A 20,136-nucleotide genomic window follows, 5' to 3' on the forward strand; every position below is an offset into this window, starting at 1 on the left:
TTATCGCTCGCTCTGCCTGTCAGTGAGGTCAGGATTGCCACACGCCAAAAAAGGACTGCGCCTGGATCTGCGCACACTCATCCTCGTGCTCTCGGCGCTTACCGCCGTGCTCATGTTGCTGACCAGTTACTTCGCCAGCTACCGGGTGCAACGCCAGCTGTTGATCGATCACTCACTGGAGTCCAACCGGGTGTATGCCGCAAAGCTTGCGGCGATTACCGACACTTTCCTGGGCAATGGCCTACAACAGCTGAGTTTCAGCGCCGGGGTTCAAGCGTTGCAACTGAACCACAGCGCAGCGCTGCTGGCAGAAACTGAACGTTTGCTGCGCCAAAGCAGCGCCTTCAACTCAACGTTCGTCATCGACGCCCAAGGCGTGTTGCGCGCAGTGTCGCCCGCCTCACTGCGCCACTTGCTCGGCGCCAAGGTTCATTCTCCAGGCTCGCAAGAGGCATTGCGTGAGCGCCGGGCGCTGGTCTCCACGCCGTTCCTGTCATCAGCCAACAATCTGGTGGTGGCGCTGTCGCAGCCGATGTTCGACAGCCAAGGCACTTACCTGGGCTATGTCGGCGGCAGTCTGTACCTGCGCGAGCACAACATCCTCAATAGCTTGCTCGGCGAGCACTATTACCAGGATGGCTCCTACCTTTATGTGGTCGACCGCAACCGGCGCCTGCTCTATCACCCTGATGCGCAGCGGGTGGGTACGGTAGTCAGTGGCAATGAACTGATCGACCAACTCGCCACCCTCAAGGACGGGACCCGTCAGCTGACCAACAGCGTCGGCGTGCAGATGCTAGCCGGTTTTGCCACGGTGCCCAGCACTGGTTGGGGCGTGGTGGCGCAACAGCCGTTGGCGCAAACCATAGCGCCGCTGCGCCAGCTGATCCTCAATGTGATCTTCATCTCTGTCCCGCTGGCGCTGGTCGGCAGCCTGTTGCTGTGGTGGCTGGCGCTGACTATCACCCGCCCGCTCTGGCAATTGGCCGCCGGCGCGCGGGCACTGGACCGCGCCGAAACCGCAGAGCGGCTGCACCGGGTCAAGGCTTGGTACTTCGAAGCTGCCGAGCTCAAACGCGCCTTATTGTTTGGTCTCAATCTGCTGCAAGAGCGCATCGGCCGGCTCAACCGCGACGCCCAGACCGACCCGCTGACCGGGCTGGGCAACCGCCGTAGCCTGGAGTTCAGCCTGTCGCTGCTGGAGGCTGAGGGGCGTGATTTCTCGGTCATCGTGATGGATGTCGATCACTTCAAACGGATCAACGATGGTTTTGGCCACGATGTTGGCGACCAGGTGCTGCGCCGCTTGGCCGAGCTGATGCGCCGCTGCTGCCGCGAAGGTGATGTGCTGTGCCGTACAGGTGGTGAGGAGTTCCTGATACTGCTGCCCGGCGCGCCGCTGGAAATCGCCAGTACCGTCGCCCAGCGGCTGCGAACCTGCGTACAAGACAGCGCAATTGCTCCGGTTGGCGCGGTGACCGTTTCGCTGGGTGTGGCGCAGTGGCAGGCCAGTGGCGATGAGCAACCGGCGACTACCCTAAGCAAGGCCGATCGGGCGCTGTACGCAGCCAAGCGTGCTGGGCGCAATCAGGTGAGCGTAAGCCAAGCTGACAATTGACCGCCGTGCGGCACAATGTAACAAGGCTTGTCTTAATACTGTCATGTTTCCTTCATAGGATTGTCTCTGATCTGACATTTCAGCGCGCCGCCCGAGCGGCGCATCTCAGGGATGAACTGCACCATGCGTCGTGTCGTATTCAATCAGAAAGGTGGCGTCGGCAAGTCCAGCATCGCCTGCAACCTGGCCGCAGCCAGCGCTGGCGAGGGTTACCGAACGTTGCTGGTCGATCTCGACCCCCAGGCCAATGCCACCTACTACCTGACCGGGCTGGCCAACGACGACATTCCAGCGGGCATTGCCGACTTCTTCCGCCAAACCCTGTGCGCCACGCCAGAAGGCAAGAAGAACCGCGTCGCCATCACCGAGACGCGCTACCCCAACCTGCACCTGATCACCGCTAGCCCTGACCTTGCCGAGCTACAGAGCAAGCTTGAAAGCAAGTTCAAGATCAACAAGCTGCGCAAGTTGCTGGTGGCGCTGTCGGACGACTATGAGCGGATCTACATCGACACCCCGCCTGCGCTTAACTTCTACACCTTCAGCGCCATGCTGGCGGCCGAGCGGCTGCTGATCCCGTTCGACTGCGACAGCTTCTCGCGCCAGGCGCTGCTCAGCGTCATGGCCGAGGTTGAGGAGCTGCGCCAGGACCACAACGCCGCGCTGCACGTCGAAGGGATCGTGGTCAACCAGTTCGCCGCACGCACGGCGTTGCACCAGACGCTGGTCGACCAGCTGCGCGCTGAAGGCCTGCCGGTGCTGCCGGTGTACTTGAGCACTTCGATCAAGATGCGTGAGTCGCACCAGGCCTCAGTGCCGTTGGTGCACCTGGCGCCGGGGCACAAGTTGTCGCGCGAGTTCGTCGATTTGCTGGATGTGCTGGAGCGGGCCGCCTGATGGATTGATCAGCGCTTGTCCCGCGATTGGGCCAGCGCAGGCAGCACAGCAACTGCGACAATCGACCACACCCATTGCAGCGCCCATAGAATCCACCCAAATGGTAGATTCCTCGGCATGAAAACCACCCGCCAGACGCGTTCGCTGACTGCCTGGGCGCTGTATGCCAGCGTTCTGTTCAGCCTATTGCTGTGCGGCCTGCACCACGGCCAGATGAGCGGCTTGCGCCTGGCTGGGCTGGAAGGTGGTTTCTGCTCGATCACAAGCGAACATGGCCCGGCCATCGACCTGGATCATGCCGGCGGCGATCAGCACATGGCCCAGCTCGACTGCCCGGTGTGCTCCTCGTTCGCCCTCGCCGTGCCGCTGACCAGCAGCGGCTGGTCGTTCAGCCGAGTGCAGGGCAATGCCCCTTCACCCATCGTCGTGCGCAGCTGGGCACAACCGCCACCGCGCTACCTACGCCCTGCCATCAATCCCCGCGCCTCCCCCGCCGTATTCCTCGCAGCTGCAACCTTCGTCTGACCCCGTTCGGGTACGCTTGCCCGTGCGCGTGCGGTCAGCCATGACCTTTGCGTGGAACCTACAACAACATGATCCGTAATACCTCCCTGGTGCTTCTGGCAAGCACCTGCACCGTCGCCTGGGCGGACCACTCGCCCGTTGAACTCAGCGCCACCACCATCGATGCCGAGCGCGCCGCGCCTTCCGGGGTGCAACTGGACGAACCGATCCGCACCGGTTCCAAGCTGGGCCTGACCGCCCGGCAAACGCCGGCCTCGGTGAGTGTCTCGGACCGGCGCGTGATCGAAGAGCGTGGTGCCAAGGACACCCAGGACGTGATCAACGCCATGACCGGCGTGAACGCCTCGGCCAACCCCGGTTACGGCGGTTTCGTCGCCTACCGCGGCTTTACCCAAAACCAGGTCACCCAGCTCTACAACGGCATCAACCTGGGCTACAGCAGCGCCACCCGGCCGGTGGACGCCTGGGTGATCGACCGGGTCGAGCTGATCGGCGGGCCGTCATCGTTCCTGCATGGCGCAGGCGCCGTGGGCGGCTCGATCAACTACATCACCAAGCTGGCCAGCCGCGATGAGCAGATCATCGATGGGCGGATTCGCTATGGCAGCTTCGATGACTCGGAAGTCGCTTTTGGCATCAACCAGGCGCTGGCCAGCAACCCGGCAGATGCCCATCACTTCCTGCGCCTGGATTTCAGCCGTGGCCACAGCAACGGCTACATCGACCGCAATGAACGCGACACCGACAGCCTGGCGATATCCCTGCTCAGCGACCTGAACCCTAACCTGACCCACACCCTCGCCTTCGAGTACCAGCAGGACAAGGAACGCAGCCCTTACTGGGGCTCGCCGATTCTGCCAGGTCGCAGCACGATGAAGATCGACAACAGCCGCCGCTTCGAGAACTACAACGTCGCCGACGGGCGCTATGAGCAGCGGGTGCGCTGGCTGCGTTCGATCCTCGACTATCAGATCAGCGACAGCACCAGCGTGCAGAACACCCTCTATCACTACGACGCCCAACGCGACTACCGCAACCTCGAGCGCTACAGCTACAACGCAGACGGCAACGTACTGCGCTCAAGCCCTTACCTGCAGCGCCACGAACAAACCGTGCTGGGCGATCGTATCGAACTGCGGCACAACAACAGCCTGTTCGGCCTGGCCAGTCAATGGGCAGTTGGCCTGGACTACTCACGCATGCGCCAGGACCTCTACCCAACCTCCGGCAGCTGGAATGATGTGGTCGACCCGGACCACTTCGACCCTGGCAGCTTCGAGGATATTCCTGGGGTCAACGCCGGCTTGACCAAGCAGCGTCACCACCAGGTCACCAACCGCGCCCTGTTCGCCGAGAACCGTCTGCAGCTGACCGATCGCCTGGCCCTGCTGACTGGCCTGCGTTACGACTACCTGGATATGCAGGTGACCAACTATGGCGCCGTCACGCCAACCAGCCCGGCCTACTTCGAACGCCGCTGGGAGCCACTGAGCGGGCGCATTGGCCTGACCTACGAACTGACCCCAAGCGCCAGCGTCTACGTGCAGTACAGCACCGCCGCCGACCTGCCGGCCGGTTCACTGGCCGGGGCGACCTACTCCAACGTCGGCCTGTTCGACCTGTCCAAAGGCGAGCAGTGGGAAGCGGGGAGCAAGTTCGACTTCCTCGATGGCCGCGGTGCGGCAACCGTGGCGCTGTACCAGATCGTGCGCAAGGACTTTGCCGTACGCGACTCGAGCAACCCCAACCTGACCGTGCAAGCTGGCCAACAGACCTCGCGTGGCATCGAGTTGTCCGGCCGTTTTCAGGTCACGCCCAAGCTGCTCGCCGAGGCCAACTATGCCTATGTCGATGCGCAGTACGATGAGTTCAACGAAGCGGTCAACGGCGTGTCGGTCTCGCGCAAAGGCAACGCGCCAGTGAACGTGCCGGCCAACGTTGCCAACCTGTGGCTGACCTACAGCTTCAGCCCGGCGTGGTCGGCCGGGGTGGATGGCCGCTATGTCGACTCGGTGTATGCCGACAACGCCAACACCCTCAAGGCGCCGGCCTACACCTTGTTCGGCGCGTTTGCCCGCTACCGCCTGGATGAGCACACGGCGATCACCGCGCGGGTGCGCAACATGACCGATGAGGTGTATGCCAAGCAGGCCTATGGCTTGCAGTACTACATGGGTGCGCCGCGCACATTCGAGGTGGCGATGGATATGCGTTTCTGATTGCTGGTTGTTGGTAGGGTTTCATCTGCCCTCATCGCGGGACCAGCTGTTATGGGGCTGCTGTGCAGCCCTTCGCGGCGGTTCGGCGCCCCGACCAGCCCGCTCCCACAGGTACCGCAGTGGCTTCGAGGTCAACGGGGTGCCTGTAGGAGCGGGCTTGCCCGCGAAGAGGCCCGTGTTGCCACCACCACACCTGCTGCCCGTCATCCGCGCTGGGCTGCAACCAGCAACATCATCGGCCGCTCCAGCTCTTCGGCCAGCACCGGCATGGCCAGGACCTGTTCACTGCTGGGGGCGAATTCCTCTATCCGGCTGATCTGGAACCCCGTTTCGATCAGGGCATTGAGGGTGCTGGCCAGGGTCCTGTGGTACTTCAGCACGCCTTTGGCGAACCAGTCGGTACGCCGCTCGCCCTCTTGCGCGTAGCCATTGACCGGCCAGGTCTTGCGCCCGTCTTGGTCGAGGCTGAAGTGCGGATGCGCGGCAGCCATGTAGATCGGGTGTTCACAGGTAAACACCAGGTGCCCACCCGGGGTGAGGGACTGGTGAAGGGTGCGCAGCAAGCGGGCGAAGTCCTCGATGTAGTGGAAGGTCAACGCGCTGTAGGCCAGCTCGAATGCGGCAGGCGGCAGTTGCAGCGTCTCCAGATCGGCAATGCGGTATTCAATAGCTTGATCCTGGGTGTCACGACGGGCTCGCTCGATCATATTGTTTGAAATGTCCAAGCCCAGCACCGAGGCTGCACCCTGCTCACGCAGCCAGCGCGAGGCCCAGCCGAAGCCGCAGCCCAGGTCGACCACCCGCTTGCCGCCAAGCTCAGGTAACAAAGCGCGGATTGCCGGCCACTCAGGCGCACCGTCCAGGCCGAGCACCTGACGCGGCAATTGACTGTAACCTGCGAAGAAATCGCTGTTGTCGTAGATGTTCTGGGCCATGTTCCTGCTCCGTGCTCGCCTGGAAGGCGAACTCTAGCGTATTCGCGCAGGCCCACAGCAGTTAAACGTAAGCATCGGCGACATCGGCTGAAAAACACTCCCGAACGATCACCCTGCTAAACAGGAATGAATTGCATTATCCTGTCGCGCCCTCACTACTGGCACATGAAAGTCCCAGTGCGCTCATTCAAGGAAGTCTTCGTGTCAAAGCACCACTGCATCGCTCGTCTGCCTGTCATCCTGCTCGGCGTTCTTGCCTTGAGCGCCTGCAAGACCTCTGGCGTGGTCGGCAACAATGTCGACAAAGTCGATGACAAGGTCATGCAGCAGTTCACCGCCGACGTGCAACACAATCTACAGCTCAACATCCTCAGCGCCTCCCGCGGCAAACTGGTCGGCGCGGCCAGGCTGCATGTGACCTTGAACAAACGCTCCGAGCCGGTAGCCTGTAAAGTCACCGCTGCCGCACCCAAGCATTCGGCCATGTTGCCAGCCGATGTGGTGCGCTCGGACTTCGCCACCCTGGCCAAGGTCATCAAGGCGCAGTGCTGGATGACCGTGTACCCACAGGTGCCTGAACCGTTGTTTGGCGAGGACGACAGCGTCGAAATGGTCGCCCCGGTGATCGTCATGCTGCCGGCGCACTGGAAGAATGCCCACGCCAGCTGGGACTTGCGCCAGCAGCAACGCCAGTACTTCTGGCACCAGCTGATGCGCACGCAACCGGTCGACAGCATCGGCACCGCGGTGATCCGTTATCAGGCCAATGCCCAGGGCAAGGTCCAGGGCTGCCTGATCGACTTGCAGCCTACGCGCTTGCGCACTGATGCTTTTCGCCTCGACAGCGCCTTGCAGGCGCGCTTGAACAGCGCGTGCCTGGGGCTTGATCTGCAAGCGATGCCTGGCTTTGCGCCTGATCCACACGGCCGGGTGGAAGGGTATGCGTTGGTCGAATACGCGCCTTGGAAGGTGGGCCGGCCCTAAGCCGGGAGATATTGGGGCTGCTGCGCAGCCCCAATCATAGCGAACCCCCTGCTAACCCACCTGCGCCACCGCACCAATGAAGTTGGCCAACTCCGGCGTCTGCGGCGCGGCGAACACCTCGCGTGGATTGCCCATTTCATGCACCTTGCCCTGGTGCATGAACACCAGTTTGTCCCCTACCTCGCGGGCAAAGCGCATCTCGTGGGTGACCATGATCAAGGTCATGCCCTCCTTGGCCAGCTGGCGCACTACGCCGAGCACTTCGTTGACCAATTCCGGGTCGAGCGCCGAAGTGATCTCGTCGCACAGCAGCACTTTGGGCGACATCGCCAAGGCGCGGGCGATCGCCACGCGCTGCTGCTGGCCGCCTGACAAACGATCCGGATAGGCATCGAACTTCTCGCCCAGTCCGACTCGTTCGAGCATCTGGTGAGCCAGTTGCCGGGCCTCGGCCTTGCTGGTCTTTTTCACCACTTGCGGCGCCAGCATAACGTTCTCGCCAACCGTCAAGTGCGGGAACAGGTTGAACTGCTGGAACACCATGCCGACCTTCTGGCGCAGCGAGCGCAGGTCGGCGCGGGCAGCGTCGAGGTACTCGCCATCAACCTCGATCACCCCGTCACTGATTGACTCCAGGCCATTGAGGGTGCGCAGGAAGGTGCTCTTGCCAGAGCCGCTGCGGCCGATGATGGCGACCACCTCACCTTCCTCGATGCTCAGGTCGACGCCCTTGAGCACATGGTTATCGCCGTAGTACTTGTGCAGCGCGGACACTCTAAGCAGGGGCATGCAGCCTCCTTTCCAGATAACGGGCGCTCAGCGAGAGCGGATAACACAGGATGAAGTAACCCAAGGCCACCAAGCCGTAGGTCAGGAACGGTTCGAAGGTGGCGTTGGCCAGCATGCCGCCCGTCTTGGTCAGCTCGGTGAAGCCAATGATCGAGGTCACCGCCGTGCCCTTGACCACCTGCACCGAGAAGCCCACCGTCGGCGCAATGGCAATGCGCAGGGCCTGCGGCAGAATCACATGACGTAACTGCTCAAGCCGGCTCAACGCCAGGCTGCCGGAAGCTTCCCACTGCCCGCGCGGGATCGACTCGACGCAGCCGCGCCAGATCTCGGCCAGAAACGCACTGGTGAACAAGGTCAGGGCAATGGCTGCCGCCATCCAGGCCGAAACGTCGATACCGAACAGGGCGATGCCAAAGAACACCATGAACAGCTGCATCAGCAGTGGCGTGCCCTGGAACAATTCGATATAGCCCCTGGCCAGAGCGCGCCACAGGCCGCTATCGGAGATCCGCGCCACCAGCAGCAACAGCCCGGCGATCCCGCCGCAGACAAACGCCACCAGCGACAGCAGCACTGTCCACTGCAAGCCGATCAGCAGGTTGCGCACGATGTCCCACAAGGTGAAATCCATTCAGCGTCTCCCCATCAGCAAGCGCTGACCGAGCCAAGCCAGCAACTGGCGCACGACAATCGCCATGACCAGGTACAGCAGCGTGGTCAGCAGGTAAGTCTCGAAGGCGCGAAAGTTGCGCGACTGAATGAAGTTGGCGGCAAACGACAGCTCTTCGGTGGCGATCTGCGAACATACCGCCGAGCCGAGCATGACGATCACGATCTGGCTGCTCAGCGCCGGCCAAACCTTGGCCAGCGCAGGCTGCAGCACCACATGGCGGAACGCTTCGAAGCGGCTCATGGCCAGTGCCGCGGCCGCCTCCAACTGCCCCTTGGGGATTGCCACGATACCTGCGCGGATGATCTCGGTGGAGTAAGCACCCAGGTTGATCACCATCGCCAGCACCGCTGCCTGCCATTCCGTCAGGCGCACCCCCAGCGCCGGCAGACCGAAAAAGATGAAGAACAATTGCACAATGAACGGTGTGTTGCGGATCAGCTCCACATACACCCCAAACAGTGCATCGAACGGCCGCAGCCGCCAGGCGCGCACCACCGCGCCAAGCACCCCGATGGCCAGCCCGAGCACGGTGCCGACCACGGTCAGTTGCAGGGTGAACAGCGCCCCTTTGAGCAACAGGTCGGCCTGGGCCAAGACCGGGGCGAAATCAAATTGGTAAGCCATCGATCAACAACTCCAGGCGCCGCTCAAAGATCGGCCGGCAGTGGCTGCTTGAGCCATTTCTCGGCATTGCGATTGAGGCTGCCATCGGCCTTGGCCGCATCCAGGGTGGCGTTGACCTTGTCCAGCAGCGCCGGCTCTTGTTTGGCCAGGCCGACATACACCGGCGAGTCCTTGAGCTTGACCTTCATCACCGGCACTTTGGCCGGGTTCTTCTCAGCGATCGCCGACATCACCACGCTGCCGCTGGCGATCAGCTCGACCTGGCCGGCCAGGTAAGCGGCAATGGTCGAGTTATTGTCTTCAAAGCGCTTGATGGTGGCGCCCTTGGGGGCCACGGCGGAGAGTTCCATGTCTTCGATCGAGCCACGGGTGACGCTGATGGTCTTGCCAGCGATGGCTTCAATGGTATCGATGCTCGCTTCAGCCGGACCGAACACGGCCAGGTAGAACGGCGCGTACGGCCGGGAGAAATCGATCACTGCAGCGCGCTCGGGGTTCTTGCCCAGGCTTGAGATGACCAGGTCGACCTTGCCGGTGGTGAGAAACGGAATACGGTTGGTGCTGTTGACCGGGGTCAGCGCCAGCTTGACGCCCAGTTTGTCGGCCAGCAGCTGCGCGGTGTCGATGTCCAGGCCGCGCGGCTTGAGGTCTGGGCCTACCGAGCCGAATGGCGGAAAGTCTTGCGGCACGGCCACTTTCAACACGCCACGGGCAGTGATGTCGGCGAGGGCGTCGGCCTGGGCCTGGGTCACAGCCAGGGCACCGGCGCAGAACAGGGAAGCCAGGAACAGGGAGCGGAAGGTAGTCATGCAATAGCCTCGCGTGGGTCCGGGGTGATCAGTCCTGGTGACCAGTGCACGGGGCATGCCAGAGTGAAGAAAAACCTGTTGAAACACGCACAAGGCGCGGCGCTACACGGTCTTACTGGTCTGAACAGTTGCACCTTCATACGCCCTGTCATCGTCAGCGGGCGCCCCGCATTCGTGCAACCGACACACCCTCTGCGCCAGGCCAGGGCAAGGCTTGCCAGCGCGCCTCAGAGCCCGTAAAAGGATCGGACATCGCCCCTACCGGTCTGAACAGCATGCTCGACACCCTCCCCCGCGCCGTCCCGGAGATCGCCCTGCAGGCGATCCGCAAACTGATCGAGGACGGTGGCTACCTGCCTGGCGATGCCCTGCCCTCGCAGCGCGATCTCTCCGAACAGCTGGGGGTGAGCCGCGCCTCCTTGCGCGAGGCGTTGTCATCGCTGAGTGCCTTGGGCGTGGTCAGTGTCCAGCCAGGTAAGGGCGTGTTCGTCCAAGAGCCTGCTGCCCAGACGCCAGCGGGTTTTAGCTGGCCCTATGCCGAGCAGGTCTCGGCGGCCGACACCTTCCAGCTGCGCTATGCCCTGGAAGGCTTCGCTGCCGGGCAGGCAGCGCTCAACCTGACCGCCGCTGACATCGACCGCCTGCAAGACAATGTCGACGCCATGCGCCAGGAGTTACGCGCAGGCAATTTCGAAGCAGCGGCGCGGCTTGATTTCGCCTTTCACCAGGCGCTGCTGCAGGCCAGCGGCAACCGCGCGATGCTGCATGTGATCACCGCCAGCCAGGATATTTTCCTGGAAAGCCAGAAGCTGCCGTTCATACGGCCTGAGCGGGCGATGGAGACCTGGCAGGAGCACAGCAAGATCCTGCGCGCCCTGGCGCGCCGCTCGCAGGTGGGGGCACAGCGAGCGATGCAGGAGCACATACGCAATGCTGCATCACGCACTGGGGTGGTGTTTTGCGTTTAGGACAGCGGTGAGCCTGTCCCGGCCTCTTCGCGGGCAAGCCCGCTCCCACAGTGGCCCGCGTAGACAGGTAGAGCTTTGCTATGCCTAGGCGCATGGCGCATGGCCCTGAATACACAAATGCCTAAGATCACCGCCAACCCTGTAGGAGCGGGCTTGCCCGCGAAGAGGCCGGTGCTGTCGCCACAGCAGCAATGGTTGAAATAGATATCTCCCACAGGGGGCCGCGTGGACAGGTAGAGCTTTGCTATGCCAAGGCATATGGCGCAAGCCTCTGAATACACAAATGCCTAAGATCCGCCAACCCTGTGGGAGCGGGCTTGCCCGCGAAGAGGCCGGTGCTGTCGCCACAGCAGCAATGGTTGAAATAGATATCTCAATGTCGCCCACAACCAAGCGCACCGGGCCACCTCTCGGTCTACTGGCAGCCACAACAACGATGACGCGGCGCGACCGCGGCACTCTCATCCAGGCTGCCAATGGAAACCGGAGCGTATCGGTATGTCCACACCCCATGAGGTCTCCCCCGCCACTTTGCGCCGAGTAATCGCCGCATCGGCCGTCGGCAATTTCGTCGAGTGGTTCGACTTCGCCGTCTATGGCTTTCTCGCCACCCTCATCGCCAGCCAGTTCTTCGACAGCTCCGACCCCAGCGCCGGCCTACTCAAGACCTTTGCCGTGTTCGCCGTGGCATTTGCCCTGCGGCCATTAGGCGGCATCGTGTTCGGCGCACTGGGTGACCGACTAGGCCGCAAGCGCGTATTGTCGATGACCATTTTGCTGATGGCAGGCTCCACCACGCTGATCGGCCTGTTACCCACCTACGCCAGCATTGGCCTGGCGGCGCCGATCTTGCTGACCCTGGCGCGCTGCCTGCAGGGCTTCTCCGCTGGCGGTGAATACGCTGGTGCCTGCGCCTACCTGATGGAGCACGCACCCAACGACAAACGCGCCTTCTATGGCAGCTTCGTGCCAGTCTCGACCTTCTCTGCATTTGCTTGCGCCGCCGTGATCGCCTACTCCCTGGAAGCCAGCCTGAGCGCAGAAGCGATGAATGCCTGGGGTTGGCGTGTGCCGTTTCTGGTCGCAGCGCCGCTGGGCCTGGTCGGCCTCTACCTGCGCTGGCGCATGGAAGAAACCCCAGCCTTTCGCGCGGCCATGGCCGAGGGCAAGGAGCACGCCCATTCGCCACTCAAACAGACGCTGCGCAATCATGGCCGGGCCATTCGCAACCTCGGCGCGTTCATTTCGCTGACGGCGTTGTCGTTCTACATGTTCACCACCTACTTCGCCACCTACCTGCAGATGGTTGGCAACCTGACTCGCGCCCAGTCGCTGCTGGTGTCCACCGTCGCGTTGCTGTTCGCCGCAGCCGGGTGCCCGTTGGCCGGGGCCTTCTCCGACCGCGTGGGGCGGCGCAAGACCATCGGCTTTACCTGCCTGTGGGTAATGATTGCGGTGTTCCCGGCCTACTGGCTGGCCAGTTCCGGGTCGATGACCGGGGCGTTGCTTGGGGTGATTCTGCTGGCCATCGGCGCGCTGATGAGTGGCGTGGTGACCGCCGCACTGCTGTCGGAGAGTTTCCCGACGCGCACGCGCTATACCGCCTCGGCGATCACCTACAACGTGGCCTACACCTTGTTCGGCGGGACCGCACCCCTGGTGGCAACCTGGCTGATCGGCCAGACCGGCAGCAGCCTGGCGCCAGCCTTCTACTTGGTGGTGATTGCCCTGATTGCGTTGCTAGGCGGGTTGGCATTGCCGGAAACATCACGCATCTCGTTGCATGATGAAGTGCCGTGCGCACAGCCCAGCCCTGCGCTGTAGTTGCAAAATGCTTTGGCCTCATCGCAGGACAAGTAGCAGCGACGTGTCCCGCGATGAGGCCAGATCAAACAGCACAAACAGACAGTCTTACTCTTCGCGTCGATGCACCCACTGATACAGCGCTGGCAACACCAGCAGGGTCAACGCGGTGGACGACAGGATCCCGCCGATCACCACGGTCGCCAGCGGTCGCTGCACTTCGGCACCCGTGCCGGTCGCCAAGGCCATCGGAATGAACCCCAACGACGCCACCAGCGCGGTCATCAAGACTGGCCGCAAGCGGGTCAGCGCGCCCTCTTCGATGGCCACGCGCAGGGGTCGGCCTTCCTCGCGCAGGCTGCGGATGAAGGCAATCATCACCAGGCCATTGAGCACTGCCACCCCAGACAGGGCGATAAAACCCACCCCAGCCGAGATCGACAGCGGGATATCCCTAAGCCACAGCGCCAACACCCCACCAGTCAAGGCAAACGGAATCCCGGTGAACACGATCAGGCCGTCCTTGAGGTTGCTGAACATCATCAGCAGCAGTGCCATCACCAGCAGCAGCGCCACCGGTACCACCACTTGCAACCGCTCGGCAGCCGACTGCAGCTGCTCGAACTGCCCGCCCCAGCGGGTCCAGTAGCCGGGCGGGATCTGCACCTTGTCGATCAGGGTCTGCTGGGCTTGCTCGACGAACGAGCCCAGGTCACGCCCACGCACGTTGGCGCTGACCACCACCACCCGCTTGCCGTCTTCGCGGCTGATCTGGTTCGGTCCCAGTTCCAGGTTCAGGCTCGCCACCTGCGACAGTGCAATGAAGCCAATCTGCCCCGCCGCAGCGTTCGCCGGCACTGGAATGAGCAGGTCCTGCAGGCCATCGACATCGGTGCGCAATGTTTCCGATAAGCGCACCACCATGTCGAAACGGCGGTCGCCTTCATACAACGTGCCGGCCGTGCGCCCACCCACGGCGATGGCGATGGCGTCCTGCACATCGCCGACGTTCAAGCCATAACGTGCGGCCTTGTCGCGCTCGATAGCGATGGTCAGCACCGGCAGGCCGGTGGTCTGCTCGGTCTTCACTTCCGATGCGCCGGGCACCTGTTGCAGGGTCGCGGCGATCTGCGCGGCGGTGCGGTTGAGGGTGTCCATGTCGTCGCCGTAGACCTTGACCGCGACATCGCTGCGCACCCCGGAGATCAGCTCGTTGAAGCGCAGCTGGATGGGCTGGGACAGCTCGTAGTTACTCCCCGGGATACCGGCAGCGGCGCGTTGTACCTGGGCGATCAGTTCATCTCGCGGCTTGCCAGGGTCGGCCCACTGCTCACGCGGCTTGAGCATCACATAGGCATCGGAGATGTTCGGCGGCATCGGGTCGGAGGCAATTTCGGCGGTACCGGTACGGGCGAACACGCGCTCAACCTCCGGCACCTGCTGGATGATGGCTTGTTCCAGACGCTGCTGCATCTGCACTGACTCGCTCAAGCTGGTCCCCGGCACGCGCAGGGCTTGCAGGGCGAAGTCGCCCTCGCTAAGGCTGGGGATGAACTCGCTGCCCATGCGGCCAGCCATCACCCCCGACAGCAGCACCAAGGTCGCAGCGCCAGCAAACGCCAGGTTGCGATGGCCCAGTACCCAACTCAGCACCGGGGCATAGCGCAAGCGCGCAGTGCGCATCAGCACGCCCTCTTCTTCCTTGACCTTGCCGGTGACGAACAGCGCGATGGCCGCCGGCACGAAGGTCACCGAGAGGATCATCGCCCCGAGCAGCGCCAATACCACGGTGAACGCCATGGGGTGGAACATCTTGCCCTCGACCCCGGTCAGGGCAAAGATCGGCAGGTACACCACCATGATGATCAACTGGCCGAAGATCAGCGGCCGACGCGCCTCGCGGGCGGCGGCGAACACTTCATGGAAGCGCTCGCTGCGGCTCAGCATGCGGCCATGGCGCTGCTGGGCATGGGCCAGGCGGCGAATGGCGTTCTCGACGATCACCACCGCGCCATCGACGATGATGCCGAAGTCCAGCGCGCCCAGGCTCATCAGGTTGGCACTGACCTTGTTGCTGAACATGCCGGTGAAGGTGAACAGCATCGACAGCGGGATGACCATGGCGGTGATCAGCGCGGCGCGGATGTTGCCCAGGAACAGGAACAGCACGGCGATCACCAGGATCGCGCCTTCGACCAGGTTCTTCTTGACCGTGGCAATCGCCTTCTCGACCAGGTTGGTGCGGTCATAGACCGTCACTGCGACCACGCCCTTGGGCAGGCTACGGTTGATCTCGACCAGCTTGGCTGCCACGGCCTGGGACACCGCCCGGCTGTTTTCGCCGATCAGCATGAACACCGTGCCCAGCACCACTTCGCGGCCATTCTCGGTAGCCGCGCCTGAGCGCAGCTCCTGGCCCAAGCCGACTTCGGCGACGTGACTGACCCGGATGGGCGCGCCATCGGCGCTGGAGATCACCACATTGGCAATGTCCTCGGCCGAGGCCACTTGCCCCGGCGCACGAATCAGCAGTTGCTCGCCGTTGCGCTCGATGTAGCCTGCGCCGACGTTGGCATTGTTGCGCTCCAGGGCGCCGATCAGGTCATTGAGGGTCAGCTTGTAGGTGGCCAGGCGCTTGAGGTCCGGGGCAATCAGGTACTGCTTGGCATGCCCGCCAATGCTGTTGACCTCGGCCACCCCTGGCACGTTGCGCAGTTGCGGCTTGATGATCCAGTCCTGGATCACCCGCAGGTCGGTGGCGCTGTACGGCGTACCGTCGTCCTTGAGCGCGCCCTCCTGGGCCTCGACCGTCCACAGGAAGATCTCACCTAAGCCGGTGGAGATTGGCCCCATGGCTGCCTCGATGCCCTCGGGCAACTGTGCGCGAGCCACTTGCAGGCGCTCGTTGACCAATTGCCGGGCGAAGAAGATATCGGTGTTGTCAGCGAAAATCACCGTCACCTGCGACAGGCCCGAGCGCGACAGCGAACGGGTCTGCTTGAGCCCAGGCAAGCCGGCCATGGCCGTCTCGATGGCAAAGGTGATGCGCTGCTCGGTTTCCAGCGGCGAATAACCGGGGGCAGCGGTATTGATCTGCACCTGGACGTTGGTGATATCGGGTACTGCGTCGATCGGCAGCTTCTGGTAGCTGTGGATGCCCACCGCCGCCATCAGCAGCACAGCGAGCATCACCACCAAGCGCTGCTCGATGGCGAATTGGATGATGCGTTCAAACATGCTGGCGTCCCCGAATCAATGGCTGTGCTCGGCCGAACCCTTGCCGAGTTCGGACTTCAGAACGAAGCTGCCAGCGGCGGCCACTTGGGTCCCTGCGCTCAGCCCCTCGGTGATTTCCACCTGGCCGGCGTCACGTCGGCCGGTCTTCACCGGGCGGGCCTCGAAGCCTTCTTCAGTGCGGGCAAACACCACGGTTTGCTCCTCCCAGGTTTGCAGAGCGCTGTCCGGAACCACCACGGGTGCGTCGAAGCGCTCGACGTTGACCGCGATGTTGACGAACAACCCTGGGCGCCAGGCGCCATTGGGATTGGCCAGGGTGGCGCGGACAGTGGCGGCGCGGTTCTGCTCGCCGAGCAGGCTGCCCACGTAATTGACCGTGCCTTCGACCTGGGCGCCCAGGTCGGGCGCGCTGACCGTGACCGTACGGCCGCTGACGACCTTGTCCAGATCACGCGGCGCCACGGCAAAGGTGGCCCAGACGCGGCTCAGGTCAGACAGGGTGAAGGCATTGCTGGTCTCGTCGACCACCTCGCCCATGGTCAGGTGCTTTTCCACCACCATGGCATCGAAAGGTGCGCGCAGTTCGTAGCGATTACCGGCGCCGGCCGGGGCCACTGCGGCGACTTTCTGCCGGGCATTGGCCAGGGCAATCTGCGCCTCTTGCAGCGCTTGACGCGCTTGCAGGTAGTCCTGCTCGGCGCTGATGCGTTCCTGCCACAGCTGCTGCTCACGCTTGAAGGTCAGCTGCGCCAGCTCCAGTCGGCGCTGTGCGGCCTGCTGTTCGCTACGTAGCTCGGAAATCTGCTGGCTGGCGATCACCGCCAAGACCTGGCCACGCTTGACTGCCTGGCCCAGATTGGCATGCACCGACTGCACCACCCCCGCCACCCTGGGTACCACGTGGGCAGTACGATCTTCATCGAAGCGAATCTCTCCGGGGAAGCTGATCGCCGTGCCCAGCGCGCGTGGGCCAGCGTCAACCAATTGCACGCCGGCTGCGCTGATCTGCGCCGCGCTGAGGTGCAACGTGCCCTCCTCTTCATGCCCTTTGCCGCCTTCCTCGCCGTGGGCATGGCCCGCCTCTTCCTCGTGGCCATGGCCCTGCTGGCCATGCTCATCGTGGCCAGCCTGGCTGCTGGCTGCCGGGCTGAGGTTCCCGGTCCAGGCCAGGCCGCCGATGCCGAGCACAGCGACGGTGGCGACCAGGATGGCGATCTTGCGTGTATTGTCCATTGTCACTCCCAAGGCATTGATTCAATCGTTCAGGGCTGTGCCGATCCGCCAAGCGCATCGAGGTCGCCATAGATGCGCTCGACCTGGGCCCGCGCATCGGTCGCCGCCGCCAGCGCATCCAGGTACAACCCGCGCGCTTCGATCAGCGTGCGCTGGGCATCGAGCACATCGAGGAAGGCGAACTTGCCCATCTCAAAGCCACGGGTCGCGGTGTCTACCGCTTGTTGGGCCGAGGGCAGGATGGTGCGGTCGTAGGCCTGCACTTCGTGCATGGCGGTGGCCCACTGGCTCAGCGCATTGCGCGTGTCGCTGCGCAGGCGCAGCTCGGTGGCGTTGCGTAGGTCGCGGGCTTGGTCGGCACGGCGTGCCGCAGCGAGGACATTGCCTTGGTTGCGGTCGAACAATGGCAGCGGCATCGACAGCCCCACCACATTGACCCGCTCGCGGTCCTCGCGGCTGTATTGGCTGCCGACGCTGACGGTGAGGTTGGGGATGCGCTGGGCCTTTTCCGAGCCGAGCGCGGCATCACCGCGACTGATCTGGGCCTGGGCCTGGCGCCATTCGGCGGTTTGCTCGACTTTTGCGAGCAAGGCTTCGGCCTGGGGTGCCGGCCCCGGCGATAGGCTCGCGGCATCGAGCGTGTCGAAATCAGCCAGTGGACTGCCGATCAAACGTGCCAGCGACTGGTAGGCCACCCGCTGCTCGGACTCGGCGCGGCGTGCCTGGGCCTGCGCCTGGGCGAGCTGAACCTGTGCGCGGGTGGCCTCGACCGGCGATGACTGGCCCGCCTTGACCCGCCCCTCCACTACCCGCAGGCCACGCTCGGTCAGGCGCTGCGATTGCTGCGCCAACTCCAGCGCCGTCTGCGCCCGCAGGGCGGCATGAAACGCCTGCACCACATCGGCGCGCAAGCCGTTGCGCTGGCGTTCGAGCTCCAGTTGGGCAAGGTGTTGCCCGACGCTGGCGACATCGATACGCGCGCCGCGCTTGCCGCCCAATTCCAGGGGTTGGCTAAGGGTGACGGTGGTAGTGCTGGTGTCGCGACGGGTGTCCTCGACTTCCCAGGACAGCTCCGGGTTGGGCAGCAATCCGGCCTGACGGCGCTCGCCCTCGGCGATGCCGATCTCGCGCCCAGCGGCAGCTAAATCCGGGTTCTGCGCAAAGGCAGCATCGAGCGCCTGCGACAGGCTCAGGCTCTGCGCCTGCACCGCTGTGGCGGCAAAGCCGCTAAGCAGCAGGCAGAGCAAAAGGCGCTTGTGGGGGGTGGCACGGATCCACGGCACGGTACAGGTCCTCGTCGGCAAGTGGCGAGGGACTGTAGGGAGGCACGGTTATCGGCGCGGTGGCGGCAGCATTACAATTTTGTAATGCAGTGTTTTATCCGGATGTTGGCGTCATCGACGCAGCGCAGCTGACAACGAATGATCCATTAGAGATGTGGAAGTGGACCTGCCCGGGACGCCGAATCGCCGTGAAGGACCGCAAAGCGGCCCCAACACTGACAGTTCAGGCAGAAGTATTACTCCACCGCCTCAAACGGCAACCCCACATAGTTTTCGGCAATGTTCACCAACCCCGCCGGCGAATTGAGGAAGTACTCGCGATCCGCCTCCTGCATCTTGCGGTCCCAGTCATCCTTGTGCTCGCCAAAATCATGCAGCAGTTGGGTCATGAACCAGCTGAAGCGCTCGCCCTTCCACACCCGGCGCAAGGCCAGCGGCGAGTATTGCTCCAGCAGATCGGTACGCCCCTCGCGGTAGACCTTGAGCAGAATCCGGTACAGGTAATTGACGTCCGAGGCGGCCAGGTTGAGGCCTTTGGCGCCAGTCGGCGGGACGATGTGCGCGGCATCACCGACCAGAAACAAGTGACCATACTGCATGGGCTCAACCACCAGGCTGCGCAGCGGTGCGATGCTTTTTTCCAGGGCAGGCCCCGTGACTAGCCGATCTGCCACATCCTGCGGCAGGCGCGCCTTGAGTTCGCTCCAGAAACGCTCATCGCTCCACGCTTCGACACGCTCATCCAGCGGCACTTGCAGGTAATAGCGGCTGCGGGTTGCCGAGCGCTGGCTGCACAGGGCGAAGCCCCGTTCGTGATGGGCGTAGATCAGTTCATGATTGACCGGCGGGGTATCTGACAACAGCCCCAACCAGCCGAACGGATAGACCCGCTCGTACTGTTTGATGACCTCCTGCGGAATGCTCTGGCGCGAGACGCCGTGAAAACCGTCGCACCCGGCAATGTAGTCGCAGTCGATGCGCTGCACCTGGCCATCCTTCTCGAATGTCAGGTAAGGCTTTTCGCCCTTGAGCTCATGGGGTTGCACATTGTTGGCGCAATAGATGATCGGCGCGCCGCAGTCTTGCCGCGCTTGCATCAGGTCACGGGTGACTTCGGTCTGGCCATAGACCATAACCGTCTTGCCGCCGGTCAGCGCCTTGAGGTCCAGGCGCTGGCGGCGACCGCCCACCAGCAGTTCGACGCCATCGTGCACCAGCCCCTCGCGATCCATGCGCTCGGCGACCCCGGCCTCGCGCAGCAAGTCGACGGTGCCCTGTTCGAGCACGCCGGCGCGAATCCGGCCGAGCACGTAGTGCGGGGTATGGCGCTCGACGATCAGGGTGTCGATGCCGGCGTTGTGCAGCAACTGACCGAGCAGCAAGCCAGACGGACCTGCGCCGATGATTGCAACCTGAGTTTTCATTGTTTTTATCTCGTGATATCGATGCCGACCCGCTAGTGGCAGGGATCGCGCATCTGCTGTTAGGGTATGCCCCTGCATTTTTACTCGCTAAAAACCGGTAAAAAGTGTGCTA

Annotated in this window: 16 protein-coding genes; 7 read left to right on the forward strand and 9 right to left on the reverse strand. The window is 63.3% G+C overall.

Features of this window, described 5'->3' with window-relative positions:
• Positions 1-34: 34 nt before the first annotated feature.
• From AAZU54_RS02230 to AAZU54_RS02245, 4 genes are all read left to right on the forward strand, one after another.
• Positions 35-1,618 (forward strand): sensor domain-containing diguanylate cyclase, encoded by a 1,584-nt coding sequence (locus tag AAZU54_RS02230; RefSeq protein WP_434726456.1) that lies wholly within the window; start codon positions 35-37, stop codon positions 1,616-1,618.
• A 123-nt stretch (positions 1,619-1,741) separates the two neighbouring features.
• The gene (locus AAZU54_RS02235) at positions 1,742-2,515 is read left to right on the forward strand and encodes a ParA family protein (protein ID WP_186553394.1); all 774 of its coding nucleotides are present in this window, start codon (positions 1,742-1,744) and stop codon (positions 2,513-2,515) included.
• Between the two features lie 117 nt (positions 2,516-2,632).
• Positions 2,633-3,040 carry a DUF2946 family protein gene (locus AAZU54_RS02240; protein WP_186553395.1) on the forward strand — a complete coding sequence of 136 codons (408 nt, stop codon included), beginning with the start codon at positions 2,633-2,635 and terminating at the stop codon, positions 3,038-3,040.
• A gap of 68 nt (positions 3,041-3,108) precedes the next feature.
• Positions 3,109-5,259, forward strand: a complete 2,151-nt coding sequence (locus AAZU54_RS02245; RefSeq protein WP_186553396.1) for a TonB-dependent receptor — start codon at positions 3,109-3,111, stop codon at positions 5,257-5,259.
• 203 nt (positions 5,260-5,462) lie between these two features.
• On the opposite strand, the gene AAZU54_RS02250 is transcribed toward AAZU54_RS02245, so the two are convergent.
• A complete protein-coding gene (locus AAZU54_RS02250; RefSeq protein ID WP_186553397.1) occupies positions 5,463-6,194 on the reverse strand; it encodes a class I SAM-dependent methyltransferase in 732 nt (243 codons plus the stop codon).
• 201 nt (positions 6,195-6,395) lie between these two features.
• Between AAZU54_RS02250 and AAZU54_RS02255 the strand changes: the two genes are divergently transcribed.
• Positions 6,396-7,178: a hypothetical protein gene (locus AAZU54_RS02255; RefSeq protein WP_186553398.1), complete on the forward strand. Its 783-nt coding sequence runs from the start codon at positions 6,396-6,398 to the stop codon at positions 7,176-7,178.
• A 51-nt stretch (positions 7,179-7,229) separates the two neighbouring features.
• Here AAZU54_RS02255 and AAZU54_RS02260 read toward each other — a convergent pair whose 3' ends face one another.
• Genes AAZU54_RS02260 through AAZU54_RS02275 form a run of 4 tightly spaced genes read right to left on the reverse strand, consistent with a single transcriptional unit; the run spans position 7,230 to position 10,076 of the window.
• Positions 7,230-7,967 carry an amino acid ABC transporter ATP-binding protein gene (locus AAZU54_RS02260; protein ID WP_405128902.1) on the reverse strand — a complete coding sequence of 246 codons (738 nt, stop codon included), beginning with the start codon at positions 7,965-7,967 and terminating at the stop codon, positions 7,230-7,232.
• Positions 7,954-8,601 (reverse strand): amino acid ABC transporter permease, encoded by a 648-nt coding sequence (locus tag AAZU54_RS02265; protein WP_186553400.1) that lies wholly within the window; start codon positions 8,599-8,601, stop codon positions 7,954-7,956. The genes AAZU54_RS02260 and AAZU54_RS02265 overlap by 14 nt, the downstream gene beginning before the upstream one ends.
• Positions 8,602-9,267 carry an amino acid ABC transporter permease gene (locus AAZU54_RS02270; RefSeq protein WP_186553401.1) on the reverse strand — a complete coding sequence of 222 codons (666 nt, stop codon included), beginning with the start codon at positions 9,265-9,267 and terminating at the stop codon, positions 8,602-8,604. It abuts the gene before it with no gap.
• Positions 9,268-9,290: 23 nt separating this feature from the next.
• On the reverse strand, positions 9,291-10,076 hold the full coding sequence (locus tag AAZU54_RS02275; protein WP_186553402.1) for a transporter substrate-binding domain-containing protein: 786 nt from the start codon (positions 10,074-10,076) through the stop codon (positions 9,291-9,293).
• A 275-nt stretch (positions 10,077-10,351) separates the two neighbouring features.
• Between AAZU54_RS02275 and AAZU54_RS02280 the strand changes: the two genes are divergently transcribed.
• Together AAZU54_RS02280 and AAZU54_RS02285 are read left to right on the forward strand one after the other, a co-directional pair.
• Positions 10,352-11,044: a FadR/GntR family transcriptional regulator gene (locus AAZU54_RS02280; protein ID WP_405128905.1), complete on the forward strand. Its 693-nt coding sequence runs from the start codon at positions 10,352-10,354 to the stop codon at positions 11,042-11,044.
• Positions 11,045-11,542: 498 nt separating this feature from the next.
• Complete coding sequence (locus AAZU54_RS02285; protein ID WP_186553404.1) at positions 11,543-12,868, forward strand: MFS transporter; 1,326 nt, start codon at positions 11,543-11,545, stop codon at positions 12,866-12,868.
• A gap of 87 nt (positions 12,869-12,955) precedes the next feature.
• Here the strand turns inward: AAZU54_RS02285 and AAZU54_RS02290 are convergent, their stop codons facing one another.
• The 4 genes from AAZU54_RS02290 to pobA all read right to left on the reverse strand — a co-directional run bounded on the left by AAZU54_RS02290 (position 12,956) and on the right by pobA (position 20,024).
• Positions 12,956-16,084 carry an efflux RND transporter permease subunit gene (locus tag AAZU54_RS02290; RefSeq protein ID WP_405128906.1) on the reverse strand — a complete coding sequence of 1,043 codons (3,129 nt, stop codon included), beginning with the start codon at positions 16,082-16,084 and terminating at the stop codon, positions 12,956-12,958.
• A gap of 15 nt (positions 16,085-16,099) precedes the next feature.
• Positions 16,100-17,317 (reverse strand): efflux RND transporter periplasmic adaptor subunit, encoded by a 1,218-nt coding sequence (locus tag AAZU54_RS02295; RefSeq protein WP_434726457.1) that lies wholly within the window; start codon positions 17,315-17,317, stop codon positions 16,100-16,102.
• A gap of 29 nt (positions 17,318-17,346) precedes the next feature.
• On the reverse strand, positions 17,347-18,600 hold the full coding sequence (locus AAZU54_RS02300; protein WP_434726458.1) for a TolC family protein: 1,254 nt from the start codon (positions 18,598-18,600) through the stop codon (positions 17,347-17,349).
• 236 nt (positions 18,601-18,836) lie between these two features.
• Entirely contained in the window at positions 18,837-20,024 is a 1,188-nt protein-coding gene (pobA, locus tag AAZU54_RS02305; protein WP_186553407.1) for a 4-hydroxybenzoate 3-monooxygenase, read from the reverse strand.
• Positions 20,025-20,136: the final 112 nt, after the last annotated feature.

It is taken from the genome of Pseudomonas sp. Je.1.5.c, assembly GCF_051129895.1.
Taxonomy (GTDB): domain Bacteria; phylum Pseudomonadota; class Gammaproteobacteria; order Pseudomonadales; family Pseudomonadaceae; genus Aquipseudomonas; species Aquipseudomonas urmiensis.

What these genes read in the sequence shown, in the direction of transcription:
- AAZU54_RS02235 (WP_186553394.1), top strand. Translation starts at nt 1,742, where the DNA reads ATGCGTCGTGTCGTATTCAATCAGAAAGGTGGCGTCGGCAAGTCCAGC.
- AAZU54_RS02240 (WP_186553395.1), top strand. Translation starts at nt 2,633, where the DNA reads ATGAAAACCACCCGCCAGACGCGTTCGCTGACTGCCTGGGCGCTGTAT.
- AAZU54_RS02245 (WP_186553396.1), top strand. Translation starts at nt 3,109, where the DNA reads ATGATCCGTAATACCTCCCTGGTGCTTCTGGCAAGCACCTGCACCGTC.
- AAZU54_RS02250 (WP_186553397.1), bottom strand. Translation starts at nt 6,194, where the DNA reads ATGGCCCAGAACATCTACGACAACAGCGATTTCTTCGCAGGTTACAGT.
- AAZU54_RS02260 (WP_405128902.1), bottom strand. Translation starts at nt 7,967, where the DNA reads ATGCCCCTGCTTAGAGTGTCCGCGCTGCACAAGTACTACGGCGATAAC.
- AAZU54_RS02265 (WP_186553400.1), bottom strand. Translation starts at nt 8,601, where the DNA reads ATGGATTTCACCTTGTGGGACATCGTGCGCAACCTGCTGATCGGCTTG.
- AAZU54_RS02270 (WP_186553401.1), bottom strand. Translation starts at nt 9,267, where the DNA reads ATGGCTTACCAATTTGATTTCGCCCCGGTCTTGGCCCAGGCCGACCTG.
- AAZU54_RS02275 (WP_186553402.1), bottom strand. Translation starts at nt 10,076, where the DNA reads ATGACTACCTTCCGCTCCCTGTTCCTGGCTTCCCTGTTCTGCGCCGGT.
- AAZU54_RS02280 (WP_405128905.1), top strand. Translation starts at nt 10,352, where the DNA reads ATGCTCGACACCCTCCCCCGCGCCGTCCCGGAGATCGCCCTGCAGGCG.
- AAZU54_RS02285 (WP_186553404.1), top strand. Translation starts at nt 11,543, where the DNA reads ATGTCCACACCCCATGAGGTCTCCCCCGCCACTTTGCGCCGAGTAATC.
- AAZU54_RS02290 (WP_405128906.1), bottom strand. Translation starts at nt 16,084, where the DNA reads ATGTTTGAACGCATCATCCAATTCGCCATCGAGCAGCGCTTGGTGGTG.
- AAZU54_RS02295 (WP_434726457.1), bottom strand. Translation starts at nt 17,317, where the DNA reads ATGGACAATACACGCAAGATCGCCATCCTGGTCGCCACCGTCGCTGTG.
- pobA (WP_186553407.1), bottom strand. Translation starts at nt 20,024, where the DNA reads ATGAAAACTCAGGTTGCAATCATCGGCGCAGGTCCGTCTGGCTTGCTG.